This is a genomic window from Comamonadaceae bacterium M7527, assembly GCA_021044545.1.
GTDB lineage: Bacteria > Pseudomonadota > Gammaproteobacteria > Burkholderiales > Burkholderiaceae_C > RS62.
In genome coordinates, this window is the sequence record CP087990.1 from 717,290 (window position 1) to 732,864 (window position 15,575).

Sequence of the window (15,575 nt, forward strand, 5' to 3'; positions counted from 1 at the left end):
GCCTGCACCTGATTACTTAACCAAAGAGGATATACACAATGGCCAGCGAACTCATCAAGCACGTCTCGGATGCCACTTTTGAGCAAGACGTGTTGAAATCTACCAAACCCGTTTTGGTTGACTTTTGGGCCGAGTGGTGTGGTCCTTGCAAGATGATTGCCCCCATTCTGGACGAGGTAGCCACCAGCTACGAGGGCAAGCTAGACATTGCAAAGCTCAATGTCGACGATAACCGCGGTGTGCCAGCCCAGTTTGGCATTCGTGGCATTCCCACCCTGATGGTATTCAAGGACGGCCAGTTGGCAGCCACCAAAGTCGGCGCCCTGAGCAAAGCACAATTGGTTGAATTTGTTGACGAGCAACTGGCCTGATTACCAATCAACCGGTTTCCTGCTCACCAAAGCCCCACGCCTCCAAACGGCTGGGGCTTTTTTGTTGTGCGGCACACATTCATGAGTGACGGGGCTATTTGCTGCTATCATTAGCGCTGTTCCACGGCTTGGCCTGACACGGCCCGGTAGCAGTGAACACTGTCAAGCAACAATCTTGGCAAGCTAAGCCCACCATCAGGCTAGCCTCACCCCAACACTTACAGGCGCTTTTCTAGCCCTTGCCCCCACACCGACCGACCGATACCAACCTGCAACAGGTTTGACCCAACATGCATTTATCTGAACTCAAAGCCCTGCACATTTCTGAAGTCCTCAAACAAGCGGACGAACTGGAAATTGAAAACACCGGGCGCATGCGCAAACAAGAGCTGATGTTTGCCATCATCAAAAAGCGTGCACGCGGCGGTGAACAAGTGTTCGCTGACGGTGTACTGGAAGTACTGCCCGACGGCTTTGGCTTTCTGCGCGCGCCCGACACCAGCTTTACGGCCAGCACAGACGACATTTACATCTCGCCCAGCCAAATTCGCCGCTTCAACCTGCACACAGGCGACATGATCGAGGGCGAAGTGCGCACCCCCAAAGACGGCGAGCGCTACTTTGCACTCACCAAGCTGGACAAGATCAACGGCTTGCCCCCAGAGGACAACAAGCACAAGATCATGTTTGAGAACTTGACGCCGTTGTTCCCCAAAGAGCACATGCGCTTAGAGCGCGACACCAAGTCTGAAGACAACATCACAGGCCGCATCATTGACATCATCGCGCCCATTGGCAAAGGCCAGCGCGCCTTGCTGGTAGCACCGCCCAAGAGCGGCAAAACCGTGATGATGCAGCACATGGCTCACGCCATCACGGCCAACAACCCGGACGTGACACTGATCGTGTTGCTGGTTGACGAGCGCCCTGAAGAAGTCACAGAGATGCAACGCACCGTGCGCGGCGAAGTCATTGCATCCACCTTTGACGAACCGGCAGCGCGCCACGTACACGTGGCCGAAATGGTGATTGAGCGCGCCAAACGCCTGGTTGAGCTCAAAAAAGACGTGGTGATCCTGCTGGACTCGATTACCCGCTTGGCCCGCGCTTACAACAACGTACTGCCCTCTTCTGGCAAAGTACTCACCGGCGGTGTTGACGCCAATGCCTTGCAGCGCCCCAAGCGCTTTTTTGGTGCAGCACGCAACGTCGAAGAAGGTGGCTCGCTCACCATCATCGCTACAGCCCTGATTGACACCGGCAGCCGCATGGACGAGGTGATTTTTGAAGAATTCAAGGGCACAGGCAACTCCGAAATTCACCTGGACCGCCGCTTGTACGAAAAGCGTGTATTCCCGTCTATCCAGCTCAACCGCAGCAGCACACGCCGCGAAGAGCTGCTGCTGCCACCAGAAATCCTGCAGAAAACGCGCATTTTGCGCCAGTTCATGTACAACATGGACGAGATCGAGTCCATGGAAATGGTGCTCAAGAGCATGAAAGCCACCAAGAACAACTCAGAGTTCTTTGACATGATGCGTCGCGGTGGCTAAGACACCTGATTTCATGCGATAATTGCAGGCTATTTGGAACAAACCCCGTTTAATGGGCTTTGTCACCCACATACGATTTACTTTTTCGCGAAAAGTGTGATTGGCAATGTCGCTGGTCAAGGCTGTCGCAACTGAACCTTTGAAAAGAGATACGACATGAGAGAAGGCATTCACCCCGAATACCGCGAAGTTTGCTTCTTGGACCAGTCCAATGGCTTCCAGATCATCACACGCTCAACAGCGTCCACCAAAGAGACCATCAAGCTGGACGATGGCCGCGAAATGCCTTTGTTCAAGCTGGAAACCTCTAGCGAGTCACACCCCTTCTACACGGGTACACAAAAGAGCGTGGACAGCATGGGTGGTCGCGTGGAGCGCTTCCGCAACCGCTACGCAAACCGCACAGCCAAGTAATTGGCCCACCCTGTGGTTTAGCCGGGCTAGTCCCATTGAGCAGCCTGCCAGTTTGTGTCAGACTGCTCTTCAAAAAACAGCCGGTAAACCCGGCTGTTTTTGTTTGTGCACACTAAGATGGCACACACGATAACAGTGCCACCTGCAACACATGAACATACCCTCGCCAGCACTCGTCACACAATCAGCCGTCAGGCGTCTACCCCGTTGGGCCCTGGTGCTGTTTTCACTGCTGTATGTGTTGCCTGGCTTTATTGGGCGTGAATCCTGGAAGGTTCAGGACGGTGCCAGTTTTGGCGTCATGCTGTCGCTGGCCAAGGGCGACAGCAACTGGTGGACACCCACCGTGTTTAGCCAACTGCCAGACACGCTGGCGCTGCTACCCTACTGGCTGGGCGCGCTGAGTATCAAGTTTTTCGGTATTGTTGACGCCGAGTTTGCTGCGCGCATACCCTTTGCCATGCTGCTTGGCCTGACCATGGCCAGCGTTTGGTACAGCGTCTACCAGCTGGCCCATCTACCCATGGCCCAGCCAGTGGTGTTTGCATTTGGCGGGCAAGCCAAACGCTCTGACTACGCACGCGCCATGGCTGACGCAGGCTTGCTGATGCTACTGGCCTGCCTGGGCTTGGCCCGCATGGGGCACGAAACCACGGCGGATCTGGCCAGCCTTGGTTTTGTCGCGCTCATGCTGTGGAGCGCCAGCGCATGGATAGCGCCCAGACATCCCAATCGCTGGCGCGCCGTTATAGCTTGGCCAATCGCCGTTGTGGGCCTGGCGCTGAGCGGGCAAAGCCTACTGGCCAGTGTCATGGCAACAAGCGTTGGCCTGTGCCTGTTGTTCAACAGCCAGTTGGCGCTGCAGCGCCGTACAGAGCCAGACTTTGGCACCTACAACCCCGCAAGCACCACACCAGCGTACGGCACTTGGCTAGCTGTTGTATCGATATTGGTGGCATTGTCCACGGCTGCAGTCGCCATTGCCTTGCACTTGCAGCTGCCCATTTACGGCAACGCCTACCAGTACCTGTGGCTGGTTGAGCCGTCGCTGGGCTGGTTTCGTTGGCTCAAGCTGCTGTCCTGGTTTGTGTGGCCCGCAGGCCCCCTGGCTTTGTGGGCGCTATGGCGTTGGCGCGCGCATTGGCGTTCTGCACACGTATGGTTACCACTGTGGTTCAGCATGGTCACCGTGATGGTGGCTATGGCTTCCAGTCGTCCAGAGCGCTCCATTGTGCTGGCGCTGCCAAGCCTGGCGGTATTGGCCAGCTTTGCATTACCCACATTAAAGCGCCGAGCCAATGCGCTGATTGACTGGTTTGCGTTGCTGTTTTTTACGGGCGCGGCCATTATTGTGTGGGTGGTGTGGTTGGCGATGCACACAGGCTTTCCGGCGCAGCCAGCCACCAACGTGATGCGGTTGGCGCCTGGTTTTGAGCCTCAGTTTTCAGCGATTCCCACCTTAATCGCCTTGCTGGCAACTGGCATTTGGTTTCAACTCATACGCTGGCGCACCCGCTCAGTGGTACCCGCCTTGTGGAAAAGCCTGGTACTGTCTGCCGGTGGCACGACCATGTGCTGGCTGTTGCTGATGACGCTGTGGATGCCACTACTGGACCACGGCTTGAGTTACGGCAACGTATCCAGAGCTATTGCCTCCGTACTGGATAACAAGTCTTGCGTACGCACCATTGGTCTGTCCCAGGATCAACTGAGCTCACTGCGCTACCACGGTCGCCTGGAGGTTAAGCCCGGCAACTCAGGCGAGAACTGTTCGGTGCTGCTGGTCAGCAGCGACGCGGTCAGCCGCATAGGCGCCATAGTTGATCTACCCCAATGGGCCTTGCGCCAACAGGTGTGGCAGCTGAACAACCGATCGGAAAAGATTTACATCTACCAGCGTATTGGCAACTGACAGTGTTACTGCTCAGCGCTGCGGTAGCGCTTTAGGGGCAAGCTGATTGAAAACGTGGAGCCCTGCCCCACCACACTGGCAACGTGTAACTCACCGCCGTGACGCTGTGCCACATGCTTCACAATTGCCAGTCCCAAACCTGTGCCACCGGTCTCGCGAGAGCGGCTGCGGTCTACGCGGTAAAAGCGCTCTGTCAGGCGCGGCAAGTGTTCTGGAGCAATACCAGGCCCTGTGTCTCGCACCACAAAGCGGATCACGTCGCTACCAATTTCCCAGCCCGCACTGATTACGCCGCCGTCTGGCGTGTAGCGCACCGCATTGCCCACCAAGTTGCTCAGTGCACTGGTCAGCTCATTCAAATTGCCCGACAAGCTCACGCCTGACAAACCCAGGCGCTGAATCACCTGCCCCGTTTTGCTGGTCACAGATGACAAGGCTTTCGCATCCGTCAACGTGCGCTCCAACAAAGCGTCTGCGTCAAACCACTCGTGCCAGCCAGGTACAGGGCTTCCCTCCAGACGTGACAGCGTGAGCAAATCAGCCACCAGTGAGTCCATGCGCCCAGCTTGCTGCCCCATCAAATCAAGGTAATGGCGCTGCTCTGCAGGCGATAGCTCAAGTGACTGCAAGGTTTCAACAAAGCCTCGAATAACGGTTAGTGGCGTGCGAATCTCGTGCGACACATTGGCCACAAAGTCACGCCGCATGGACTCTGCGCGCTTCAACGCTGTCACATCGTTGGTGAGCATCAGCATGCGGTCTTGGCCATAGGGGAATATGCGCACGGATATCTCGGCCAGGGTATCACCGTTGATAACCGGACCCGGCAGCAATACAGGCTTGTCATACTGCTGACGCTGCAAATAGTTGGCAAAGTTGGGGTTGCGCACCAAATTGCGTATGTATTGACGCACATCACGTTGAGCGTCTATGTCCAAGTGATCGCTGGCAGACTGGTTGGCCCACTCAATACGGCCCAACTCGTCTAGCAAAATAACGCCATTGGGAGAGGCCTGAATAGCCGACAAGAACTCGTCAAGCCGTCGTTGACTGTCTTGAGATTTACGCTGCAGCCGCTTGAAGGCCTTGCGCGAGCGCTCGATAAAGTCGCCCCACACACCAGACAGCGTGGGCGGGGCGTTGTAGCGTCGAGACTGCAACCAGCGCGCCACGCGTGCAGCGCGTACGCCGTCCCACACAGCCCAGGCGGTAACGCCTGCGACAGGCCCCAGCAATGCTGCGGTGTCACCCAAGCCCAACAAGCGGGTCAGTATCCAACCAACAATAACGGCAACAAGCAACTCAATCAAACGCAACAGCATGAGCCGGATTATGCCCTGTACATCGCGCTAATCAGCACTTGCCGCCACTGATTCGATACACAATTTAAGCCGTCTTTTTAGCCAGCGTGGCTTGTGCCGTAAGCCTGTAGCCAGCACCTCTGACGGTTTCTACGGCCACACCCCAGTCACCAAGCGCTTCGCGCAAGCGTTTGACGTGCACATCCACAGTGCGCTCCTCAATAGCCACATCATCGCCCCACACCTGGTCTAACAGTTGCACCCTGGAGTGCACGCGTTCCGAGTGTTTCATCAAATGAGCCAGCAACTTGAACTCAGTTGGGCCGACTTTGACAGCTTCACCATCCACACTGACACGGTGGCTGGAGACATCCAGGCTGATATGCCCCACACGCAGCAACTCGGCAGGCGCACTGGGTGCGCGCCTTCGCAGTACGGCTTTAACACGCGCAATCAACTCTTGGGTAGAAAACGGCTTGGTCACATAGTCGTCAGCGCCAGCGTTCAGGCCTTGCACCTTGTCCATCTCATCGCCCTTGGCGGTGAGCAGCACAATGGGCATATCACGCGTGCGCTCGGCTGCGCGCCATTTGCGAGTCAGGCTCTCGCCACTTTGGCCTGGCAGCATCCAGTCCAGTAACACCACGTCGGGCAGCTGCTCATCAATTTCGCGCTGAGCGGCCACGCCCTCAAACGCGATCACAGGCTCAAAGCCGTTGTGGCGTAAATTTACCGCTATCAGTTCCGCAATAGAGGGCTCATCTTCCACCACCAACACTCTAGGCGTTGCATTCAAAGACAGATTCATAAGGCAGTTCGCACGCAGCCCTGCCTGCCCGTTGGGGCATGCAAGCTGCTTGTTATGAAAAACAGAGCATGGCAAGCGGCTTGGACTGCGCTTGCCACAGCGGTCACTTGACCAACGACTCCACGCTCTCGACAGAGGCGTGTCTGACGTCTTCGCCCTTGACCACGTAAATAGTGGACTCGGCAATGTTTTTGGCATGGTCACCCACACGCTCCACTGCCTTGGCCAAAAACAGCAAATTCAGCGACGGCGAAATCGTGCGCGCATCTTCCATGATGTAGGTCATGAGCTTGCGCAAAAAGCCGTTGTACTCACGGTCAATGAGGTCGTCCTCTTTGATGATGGTCAACGCCATATGAATGTCCAAACGGGCAATGGCATCCAGAGACTTGCGCAACAACTGCGACGCCAACTCACTGGCTGTGCGCAACTCTGAAATGGGTAAAGACCGCGCATCGCCACTGGCAATAATGGACTTCACCATACGGGCCATTTTTGCAACCTCGTCGCCAGCGCGCTCAAGGTTGCCAGTGGTGCGGGACAAGGCCATGAGCAAGCGCAAATCGCGAGCTGTAGGCTGGCGCCTTCCAATAATGGAAGAGATATCGCGGTCCAGTTCAATCTCGAAGTCATTGACTTCCGCTTCGCGCTCAATCACTGACTGGGCCACCTCGCTGTCCATGTCAGCCAACGCAGTGATGGCGTCGCGCAACTGCACCTCGACCAGGCCACCCATTTCCATCACACGGGTCGAAATGGCGTTGAGTTCGGTGTCGAACTGGGATGAAATGTGTTTACCGCTCATGATCAACCAAACCTTCCTGTGATGTAGTCTTCCGTCTCTGTGCGCTTGGGCTTGAAGAACAACTGCTCGGTGTCTCCAAACTCGATGAGCTCACCCAAATACATGTATGCCGTGTAATCAGATACGCGCGCAGCTTGCTGCATGTTATGCGTCACGATGGCAATGGTGTAGTCTTGCTTGAGCTCGTGCACCAGCTCTTCCACCTTGGCGGTAGAGATAGGGTCCAGTGCAGAGGTAGGCTCGTCAAGCAGCAAAATGGACGGCTTGATGGCGACGCTGCGCGCAATACACAAACGCTGCTGCTGGCCACCTGACAATGACAAGCCGCTTTGGCTCAGTTTGTCTTTGGCCTCATCCCAAATGGCAGCCTTGCGCAACGACCACTCCACACGGTCGTCCATCTCGCTGGACGACAAGTTCTCGTAAAGGCGCACGCCAAACGCAATATTGTCGTAAATGGACATTGGAAATGGCGTTGGCTTTTGGAACACCATGCCAATGCGTGAGCGCAACAGGTTCAAGTCCTGCTTGGCATCCAAAATGTTCTGGCCGTAAAAATTGATCTCGCCTTCTGCGCGCTGACCGGGGTACAACGAGTACATGCGGTTCAACGTCCGCAGCAGCGTAGACTTTCCGCAACCGGACGGGCCGATAAACGCTGTCACCTTCTTTTCGGCAATACCCAGATTTATGTTTTTTAGGCCCTGAAAGTTGCCGTAAAAAAAGTTTAAATTCTTGATCTCAAGCGCCATTTTTTCTGGTGCCTGTGTTGCAGTTTGATTATTCGTCATGGTAGTTGCTTCAGTTGGGTCAGTATGGGGGCTGTGGGCATTGGATGTATCCGTAAACATCAGCCATTGCCTTTGTCTCTAAACAACACGCGGGCCACGATATTGATGGCCAGTACAGCAAACGTGATGAGCAGCGCCCCACCCCATGCCATTGATACCCAGTCGTCGTAAGGGCTTAGGGCAAATTGGTAAATCACCACTGGCAGGCTTGCCACTGGCGTGGACATGTCGGTGCTCATAAACTGGTTGCTTAGGGCTGTAAACAACAGCGGCGCTGTCTCTCCACTAACGCGCGCAATGGCCAGCAAAATACCGGTCACAACGCCTGAGCTCGACGCACGCAGGACCACAGAGGTAGACACCTTCCACTTGGGCGCACCCAAAGCAGCCGCAGCCTCGCGCAACGGCGCGGGGACCAAACGCAACATGTTTTCAGTGGTGCGCACCACCACTGGCAAGGCAATCAGACCCAGCGCAACAGAGCCCGCCCAGCCAGAGAAGTTACCCATGGGGGCCACGACAAGGGCGTATACAAACAAGCCAATCACGATACTGGGCGCTGACAACATGATGTCTGTGACAAACCGTGTGACAGACGCGGCTTTGCTGGTGCTGCCGTATTCACTAAGGTAGATACCCGCCAAGATACCAATGGGCGTAGCGACCAAAGTACAAACGGCCACCATTAATAAACTGCCAACAATGGCGTTGGCCAAGCCGCCAGGGCTGCCCGGCGCTGGCGTTGTCTGTGTGAACAAGTCCAGGTTGATAGCGCCCGCACCTTTGTACACCAACACGCTCAGTATCCAGAGCAACGCTACCAAGCCAATCACCATGGCCAGCATGGACAGCGCAAGGCCTAGTGTGTTGGCGCGACGGCGTTTGGCGTAGACGCCGGGGTTTTGCGCAATCATGCTCATGTCTTGCTCCCTTGGGCTTTTTCCAGATTCGACAGCATGTATTTGGCAGCGGCCAACACCGCGAATGTGATGATGAACAACAACAAACCAAGCGCAAACAGAGAGGATATGTGCAGCTCGCTATCGGCTTCGGCAAATTCGTTGGCCAGCGTGGAAGCAATGGAGTTGCCCAAGCCAAACAACGAACCGGTCAACTTGTGGGCGTTGCCAATCACAAAGGTCACGGCCATGGTCTCGCCGAGTGCACGGCCCAGGCCCAGCATGATGCCGCCAATCACACCTGCACGCGTGTAAGGCAAGACAATGCGCGTTACAACCTCCCAGGTGGTGCAGCCTATGCCATAGGCTGACTCTTTGAGTACCGGGGGCACGATGGCAAATACGTCTCGCATGACAGACGCGATAAATGGCAATACCATGACGGCCAGAATCAGTCCCGCCGTCAAAATGCCAAGGCCAATTTGAGCACCAGAGAACAGGTGACCAAATACAGGAATGGCGCCCAATGTATCGGCCAACAGCGGCTGGCCGTAGTCCGCAAACATGGGAGCAAAAATAAACAGGCCAAACATGCCGTAAATGATGGACGGCACACCTGCGAGCAACTCGACGGCAACACCTAGCGGGCGGCGCAGCCAGACAGGACAGGTTTCAGTGAGAAACAGTGCAATACCAAAACTCAGTGGCACGGCTATGACCAGGGCAATCAGGGCTGAGACAATGGTGCCGAAAATGGCAATCGCAGCGCCAAAGTCGTCATTGACAATGTCCCATTCAACCTTGGTTAGAAAACCAAAACCAAAAGCATTGAATGCGGGCCAAGCCTCTATGGTGAGCGAGACAATAATGCCAACCAACACCACCAGCACCATCAGTGCAAACAACATGGTGATTTTATGGAAGAAGAAGTCTTGCCAGCGCTGACGCTTGACAATGGCCATGCGGGCGTCTTCCGTCAATGACGACGAAGAGTTCATGGCATCCATAGCACTAGAGGGCATTTGTGTCATTCAGACCAACTTGCAAATATGGCGGTCAAGACACCCTGACCGCACTCTTGTTCAAAAACAAAACTGAGTGCACATGCACCCAGCTTTGCTACAAAAACCGATTAGTTCTTGATTTCTGTCCACACTGACTTGCGGATGTAGTCGGTAGCCTTGGCAGGCATTGCAACGTAGTCCAAGTCATCGGCCATTTTGCCACCGTCCTTGAATGCCCAGTCAAAGAAAGCCAGGGCTTCTTTTGACTTGCCAGCATCTGTAGGCTTTTTGTACATCAAGATGAACGAAGCTGTCGTGATAGGCCAGCTGTTGGCGCCTGGCTGATTGTTCAGTGACAAAGCCATTCCTGGAGCGGCGGCCCAGTTCGCACCTGCAGCGGCAGCGGCAAAGTTGTCACCACTTGGCGCAACGTAATTGCCATCCAGGTTCTTCAACAAAGCGACTGGCAGGCTGTTTTGCTTGGCGTAAGCGTACTCAACATAGCCAATAGCGCCTTTTATCTTGCCCACATTGGCAGCAACACCAGCGTTGCCCTTGCCACCCACAGAGGCGTCAGCAGGCCACTTGACAGCCTTGCCGGCACCGACTTTGTCAGCAAACTCTTTAGACACCATCGCCAGGTACTCGGTAAACACTGAGGTTGTACCTGAACCATCGGCACGGTGTGACACTGTGATGGACTGGTTAGGCAACTTCAAACCGGGGTTCAGCGCGGCAATTTTGGCATCGTTCCACTTGGTGATATTGCCCATAAAAATGTCGGCCAACATTTGACCGTCCAGCTTGAGCGTGCCTGATGCAACACCTTCAACGTTGTAGATTGCAACCACACCACCAATGATGGCGGGGAACTGGACCATGCCTTGTTTGGCAACTTCGTCACCAGACATGGGCGCATCGGTAGCACCGAAGTCAACCGTTTTAGCCTTGATTTGCTTGATACCACCCGAGGAACCAATTGACTGGTAGTTCACGGCCTTGCCGGTGGCCGCCTTGTAGGCCTCTGCCCACTTGGCGTAAATAGGTGCCGGGAACGACGCGCCAGCGCCAGTAACATCTTGTGCGAAGGCGGATACGGCTACAACTGAGCCAATCAACGCGGCCAGCAGGGACTTGGAAAACGTCTTTGTCATGTGAATCACCTCAAAAAAATACGTGTTAGAACCAAACACAAGGCGAACTGTAAAAGCGGTATGTGACGGTTTTATGACAAATTACGAACAAGCTGCAAATGAGCCCCGATCGGTAAGCGCCCAGGGCCTCTCCGTACCCACTAGGTCCAGGCAACAGTATAAAGTCACAAAATTGTCATACTCAAACCCTACCGTCTTCCCCTTTTGCGTCGTCAATGCGCAGCACCACAGCACAACAATCACATGAACAACGGCGACCTAATCGCAGCCATAGACATTGGCTCCAACAGTTTCAGGCTTGAAGTGGCACGCTTCACCAACGGCCACATCGAACGCGTGGACTACCTCAAAGAGACGGTAAGACTGGGCGCAGACCTCAACGAAGACAAGGAACTCAGCCCGCAGGCGATGTCCAGAGGCTGGGATTGCTTGGCCAGGTTCGGCGAGCGCATTAGAGATTTCCCCGCCGAAAACGTCACCGCGGTGGCAACCCAAACGCTCAGAGAAGCCAGCAATAGAGGCGTATTTGTTGCAAAAGGCCAAGCATTACTGGGTTTCGAAATAGACGTTATCGCCGGCCACGAAGAAGCCAGGCTCATTTATCAAGGTGTCGCACACAACTTACCAGACGACCCAAGCCCGCGATTGGTGGTGGACATTGGTGGGCGCTCCACAGAGTTCATGCTGGGCGTAGGCCTTGAATCCAGCGCACTGGCCTCCTACCGCGTGGGCAGTGTGTCTTGGTCACAACGCTACTTTCCTCAAGGCCAGCTCAACCCTGAAGCCTTTAACAACGCAATCATTGCGGCCAAAGCCCTGCTGGACGAGGCGCTAACAACGTTTAAGCGCGCAAACTGGCAACTGGCTTTTGGCTCGTCGGGCACAGTAGGCGCTGTGGCTGAGGTACTCAAAGCCAACGGTCGCGGTGAAGGGGGTATCACCCACGCCGATCTCAATTGGTTGATAGCCAGACTGTGCAAGTGCAAAACCACAGAAGACATTGACCTCGCTGGTGTTAAACCTGATCGCAAGCCTGTTATTGGCGGTGGGGTGAGCGTACTAAAGGCCATTTTCGAATTGTTCGACATTGACGCCATGCAGGTGGCCAAAGGCGCTTTGCGCCACGGCGCACTGCAAGACCTGGTGCAGCGCGATGGCGGCGTGGGTCAACTGCGCGACCATACCGTGCAGTACCTGATGCAACGCTTTAATGTGGATGCGGCACATGCCGCGCTTGTACAACAGACCGCCCTGCACTTTTTTGACCAAATCCATGGCAAGGAGGACGCCAACCTGCCAGCCCGTAAACGTCTTGCATGGGCAGCCAGTTTGCATGAAATTGGCGCCATCGTGTCGCACAACGAGGCACCCACGCACGGCGCCTATGTACTAAGCCACGCAGACGCGCCCGGCTTTTCTATTGATGAGCTGCACACACTGGGCCAACTGGTACTGGGCCAACGAGGCAAGTTGCGCAAAGTAGAACCACAGCTGGACGATGCCAGCTTTCGCGTCAAACTCATTTGTCTTCGCTTGGCGTGTTTGTTGTGCCATGCACGAAAGCCTCCAGAACTCAAACACTTGAGGCTGCAGATTGCAAACGACACATTCAACCTCAAGCTCAACGCCACATGGGCGCAACACTACCCGCAGTCGATGTGGCTACTCAATGAAGAATCGAAATATTGGGAACGCACAGACTGCTCTCTTCACATAGACGGCATGTGACACAAAACATGGCCAAGAGGTTAAACCGTATAAATGGTATAAATGGTTTATACTTTATACATGTAAACCCTCTTGGAGAAAACCATGGCCAAAACCAGCAAAAAAGACGACAAAAAGAACAGCAAACTCATTCGCGACAGCTTCACCATGCCGCGTGACGAGCATGCGCAAATTGAACAACTCAAACTCACCGCACGCAAGCTCGGGCTAGAGGCGAAAAAAAGTGAGTTGTTGCGCGCGGGCATCGCCTGCCTGGCTGGCATGAGCCCCGCTGGACTGCAGGTCGCACTGGCTAAGCTGGTGACTTTAAAAACAGGCCGCCCAGCCAAAGCTGCCGCCCAACCAGTGGCCAAAACAGTCACCAAAACAGCAACGGCTAAAACCAGCAAAGCTGACTCGCCCATTGCCAAAAGCGTGGCCAAAACACCTGCAAAGCGAGCAACCCCAGTACGTAATAAAGCCAGCGCTAAAGCCGCCAAACCGCAGGTCGCAACGCCAGTAGCGAAAACAGCCGCAAAAACGGCAGCCAAAACACCCGTAAAGACACCGGTCAAAACGTCAGCGCCAACGACGGCAAAACGGGTATCGACCACCCGTCGCGCTGCGGTCAAACGCACGACGGCGCGTGCAGCTCAGCCCGCAACGTCTGTAGCCGCCAGCAGCAGCAGCGGCAAGACAGCTTAAGCCAAGCGCCCGTATTTTTGCATCAGTGTCTGGTGGACATCGACGGGCGCGGCATGTTCTGCGCCCTTCGCAACCAGCTCGTATTCAGCATGGCTGTTCATCACCCACGTGTTGGCCGTGTCGCTAAGGTATAGGCCCAGACACTCGTCAAGCACACGCGCTCTAAGGTGCTCATCGTCCACTGGCCAGGCGATTTCGACACGCCTAAGCATGTTGCGGCTCATAAAATCGGCACTAGACAGCCACACTGTTTGCGCTTGGTCGGCCTGAAAGTAATAAACGCGGGTGTGCTCTAAAAAGCGCCCGATGACGCTGCGCAAGCGAATGTTTTGACATGCCCCCCTGCCTGGGCAGGCACAATACAAGCGCCTCGCACAATGAGGTCGATTTTTGCGCCCTTTTGAGCTGCCGCCATCAGCGACTTGGCCAAACGCTCGTCGGTAAGTGAGTTCATTTTGGCCACAATGTGCGCAGGCTTGCCAGCCTGCGCAGCAGCGCCAACCTCTTCAATTTTTTGCAGCAAGCCGTTTTGCAAATGAAACGGTGCCATTTGAATTTTGGCCAACTGCGGCAAACGGCGCTGGCCAAATGCAAAAACACCTGGTCAACATCGTGCGTCAGCGCTGGATCTGCGGTCATCATGGCCAAATCGGTGTAAAGCTTGGCCGTAGATGCGTTGTAGTTGCCCGTTGATAAATGTGCATACCGCTTGAGTGCCTTGCCTTCACGCCGGGTAATAAGCAGCATCTTGGCGTGTGTCTTTAAACCCACCACGCCGTACACCACCTGAGCCCCCACCTCTTCCAGGTACTCGCTGTAGTTGATGTTGGCCTCTTCGTCAAAGCGCGCTTTGAGTTCAACAACAGCCGTTACCTCTTTGCCCCTGCGTACGGCTTCACGCAACAACTTCATGAGTTCTGAGTGTTTACCTGCGCGGTAAATGGTCTGCTTGATAGCCAACACGTCGGGGTCATACACCGCTTCGCGCAACAACTCAATCACAGCGTCAAAGCTTTCAAACGGCTGGTGCAGCAACACATCACCCTTGGTGATGCGATCAAACAAGGGTTGCCCAAGTGTGAGCTGTTTGGGCCAGCCTGGGGTGAACTTGGGAAACATCCACGTAGGTTCGTCCAGCATGTCTATGAGCTGGTTCAATCGCACCAGGTTCACAGGGCCATGCACCCTGAACAGCGCTTGCCTGGGAATACTGAATTGCTGTTGTAGCAAGTCGGATAAAAACTCCGAGCAACCGGCAGACACCTCCAGGCGCGTAGCCAGGCCATAGTGGCGGTGTTGCAGCCCTTGTCGCAGCGCCGTTCTGAGGTTTTTGACCTCTTCTTCGTCCACCGCCAAGTCTGAGTGGCGGGTAACGCGAAACTGCGAAAACTCAGTGACCTGGCGCCCCGGAAACAAGTCAGACAAGTGCGCTCGAATCACACTGGAAATAGATACAAACAGGCGTGCTTTGCGCCCTTTTACCCCGGGCATCGCGATAAAACGCGGCAATGAGCGTGGCACTTTTACGATGGCAACCTCGTTTTCACGGCCAAAAGCATCTGCACCTTTGAGACGGACAACAAAGTTCAGCGTTTTACTAGCCACCTGCGGAAACGGATGAGACGGATCAAGCCCCACCGGTATCAGCAGTGGCTGTACTTCAGCCTCGAAGTACTGCTTAACCCATTTTCGCTGCGCTACAGTGCGCTGGCCATGGGCGATCACTTTGACACCGCGTGCGGCCAGCTCTGCCATCAGCACGTTGTTGTATGCCGCATATTGACGCTGGACCAGCGCATGTATACGCGTCGTCAACGACTCAAAACTGGCAGTGCGTGCCGATGATTTTTTGACATCACCTACGAAGCTGGCCAGGTGTGGCGCCATGCGCACTTCAAACAGCTCATCCAAGTTGGACGACACAATGCACAAAAACCGCAGCCGCTCCAGCAGCGGTATATCAGCGCGTGTTGCCCAGTGAAACACCCGTTCGTTAAACGCCACCAAGCTGGCGTCTCTGTCCAATAGAGGTGCAGTTTTTAGATGGGCAGTTTTTTTTGTTGCCATTGAATTCACTCAGTCAGTCCAACCATTGATCAAGACTGGTCATGCTGGCGTGGCCATATGACAAAACTGTGACAACAGCTCACA

Annotated in this window: 13 protein-coding genes and 1 pseudogene; 6 read left to right on the forward strand and 8 right to left on the reverse strand. The window is 55.0% G+C overall.

Translation table 11 applies throughout. From position 1 onward, the window contains the following. Nucleotides 1-38 precede the first annotated feature (38 nt). The 4 genes from trxA to LN050_03385 all read left to right on the forward strand — a co-directional run bounded on the left by trxA (nt 39) and on the right by LN050_03385 (nt 4,250). Nucleotides 39-371, forward strand: coding sequence for a thioredoxin TrxA (gene trxA, locus LN050_03370; protein UFS56896.1), 333 nt, complete (start codon nt 39-41; stop codon nt 369-371). Between the two features lie 290 nt (nt 372-661). After that, entirely contained in the window at nt 662-1,924 is a 1,263-nt protein-coding gene (gene rho, locus LN050_03375; GenBank protein UFS56897.1) for a transcription termination factor Rho, read from the forward strand. 156 nt (nt 1,925-2,080) lie between these two features. After that, nucleotides 2,081-2,338, forward strand: a complete 258-nt coding sequence (locus tag LN050_03380) for a type B 50S ribosomal protein L31 (protein UFS56898.1) — start codon at nt 2,081-2,083, stop codon at nt 2,336-2,338. A 151-nt stretch (nt 2,339-2,489) separates the two neighbouring features. Next, nucleotides 2,490-4,250, forward strand: coding sequence for a hypothetical protein (locus tag LN050_03385; protein UFS56899.1), 1,761 nt, complete (start codon nt 2,490-2,492; stop codon nt 4,248-4,250). Nucleotides 4,251-4,255: 5 nt separating this feature from the next. Here LN050_03385 and phoR read toward each other — a convergent pair whose 3' ends face one another. The 7 genes from phoR to pstS form a co-directional block, all read right to left on the reverse strand. Continuing rightward, nucleotides 4,256-5,572 (reverse strand): phosphate regulon sensor histidine kinase PhoR, encoded by a 1,317-nt coding sequence (gene phoR, locus LN050_03390; protein UFS56900.1) that lies wholly within the window; start codon nt 5,570-5,572, stop codon nt 4,256-4,258. Nucleotides 5,573-5,636: 64 nt separating this feature from the next. Next, complete coding sequence (phoB, locus tag LN050_03395; protein UFS56901.1) at nt 5,637-6,359, reverse strand: phosphate regulon transcriptional regulator PhoB; 723 nt, start codon at nt 6,357-6,359, stop codon at nt 5,637-5,639. Nucleotides 6,360-6,462: 103 nt separating this feature from the next. Further along, nucleotides 6,463-7,164 carry a phosphate signaling complex protein PhoU gene (gene phoU, locus LN050_03400; GenBank protein UFS56902.1) on the reverse strand — a complete coding sequence of 234 codons (702 nt, stop codon included), beginning with the start codon at nt 7,162-7,164 and terminating at the stop codon, nt 6,463-6,465. Nucleotides 7,165-7,166: 2 nt separating this feature from the next. Further along, complete coding sequence (pstB, locus tag LN050_03405; protein ID UFS56903.1) at nt 7,167-7,955, reverse strand: phosphate ABC transporter ATP-binding protein PstB; 789 nt, start codon at nt 7,953-7,955, stop codon at nt 7,167-7,169. Nucleotides 7,956-8,014: 59 nt separating this feature from the next. Continuing rightward, nucleotides 8,015-8,875 carry a phosphate ABC transporter permease PstA gene (pstA, locus tag LN050_03410; GenBank protein UFS56904.1) on the reverse strand — a complete coding sequence of 287 codons (861 nt, stop codon included), beginning with the start codon at nt 8,873-8,875 and terminating at the stop codon, nt 8,015-8,017. Continuing rightward, on the reverse strand, nt 8,872-9,861 hold the full coding sequence (gene pstC, locus LN050_03415; protein ID UFS56905.1) for a phosphate ABC transporter permease subunit PstC: 990 nt from the start codon (nt 9,859-9,861) through the stop codon (nt 8,872-8,874). Before pstC ends, pstA begins: the two co-directional genes overlap by 4 nt. A 125-nt stretch (nt 9,862-9,986) precedes the next feature. Next, complete coding sequence (pstS, locus tag LN050_03420; protein ID UFS56906.1) at nt 9,987-11,012, reverse strand: phosphate ABC transporter substrate-binding protein PstS; 1,026 nt, start codon at nt 11,010-11,012, stop codon at nt 9,987-9,989. Between the two features lie 243 nt (nt 11,013-11,255). Between pstS and LN050_03425 the strand changes: the two genes are divergently transcribed. Together LN050_03425 and LN050_03430 are read left to right on the forward strand one after the other, a co-directional pair. Then, nucleotides 11,256-12,740, forward strand: a complete 1,485-nt coding sequence (locus tag LN050_03425; protein UFS56907.1) for a Ppx/GppA family phosphatase — start codon at nt 11,256-11,258, stop codon at nt 12,738-12,740. A gap of 84 nt (nt 12,741-12,824) precedes the next feature. Beyond that, complete coding sequence (locus LN050_03430) at nt 12,825-13,424, forward strand: hypothetical protein (protein ID UFS56908.1); 600 nt, start codon at nt 12,825-12,827, stop codon at nt 13,422-13,424. Here LN050_03430 and ppk1 read toward each other — a convergent pair. Next, nucleotides 13,421-15,491, reverse strand: a pseudogene (gene ppk1 / locus LN050_03435) (polyphosphate kinase 1). The gene LN050_03430 and the pseudogene ppk1 overlap by 4 nt on opposite strands. Between the last annotated feature and the right edge of the window lie 84 nt (nt 15,492-15,575).

Coding starts and splice junctions, on each gene's coding strand:
- phoR (UFS56900.1), bottom strand. CDS start 5,572: ATGCTGTTGCGTTTGATTGAGTTGCTTGTTGCCGTTATTGTTGGTTGG.
- trxA (UFS56896.1), top strand. CDS start 39: ATGGCCAGCGAACTCATCAAGCACGTCTCGGATGCCACTTTTGAGCAA.
- LN050_03380 (UFS56898.1), top strand. CDS start 2,081: ATGAGAGAAGGCATTCACCCCGAATACCGCGAAGTTTGCTTCTTGGAC.
- LN050_03425 (UFS56907.1), top strand. CDS start 11,256: ATGAACAACGGCGACCTAATCGCAGCCATAGACATTGGCTCCAACAGT.
- LN050_03430 (UFS56908.1), top strand. CDS start 12,825: ATGGCCAAAACCAGCAAAAAAGACGACAAAAAGAACAGCAAACTCATT.
- pstA (UFS56904.1), bottom strand. CDS start 8,875: ATGAGCATGATTGCGCAAAACCCCGGCGTCTACGCCAAACGCCGTCGC.
- phoB (UFS56901.1), bottom strand. CDS start 6,359: ATGAATCTGTCTTTGAATGCAACGCCTAGAGTGTTGGTGGTGGAAGAT.
- rho (UFS56897.1), top strand. CDS start 662: ATGCATTTATCTGAACTCAAAGCCCTGCACATTTCTGAAGTCCTCAAA.
- pstC (UFS56905.1), bottom strand. CDS start 9,861: ATGGATGCCATGAACTCTTCGTCGTCATTGACGGAAGACGCCCGCATG.
- LN050_03385 (UFS56899.1), top strand. CDS start 2,490: ATGAACATACCCTCGCCAGCACTCGTCACACAATCAGCCGTCAGGCGT.
- pstB (UFS56903.1), bottom strand. CDS start 7,955: ATGACGAATAATCAAACTGCAACACAGGCACCAGAAAAAATGGCGCTT.
- pstS (UFS56906.1), bottom strand. CDS start 11,012: ATGACAAAGACGTTTTCCAAGTCCCTGCTGGCCGCGTTGATTGGCTCA.
- phoU (UFS56902.1), bottom strand. CDS start 7,164: ATGAGCGGTAAACACATTTCATCCCAGTTCGACACCGAACTCAACGCC.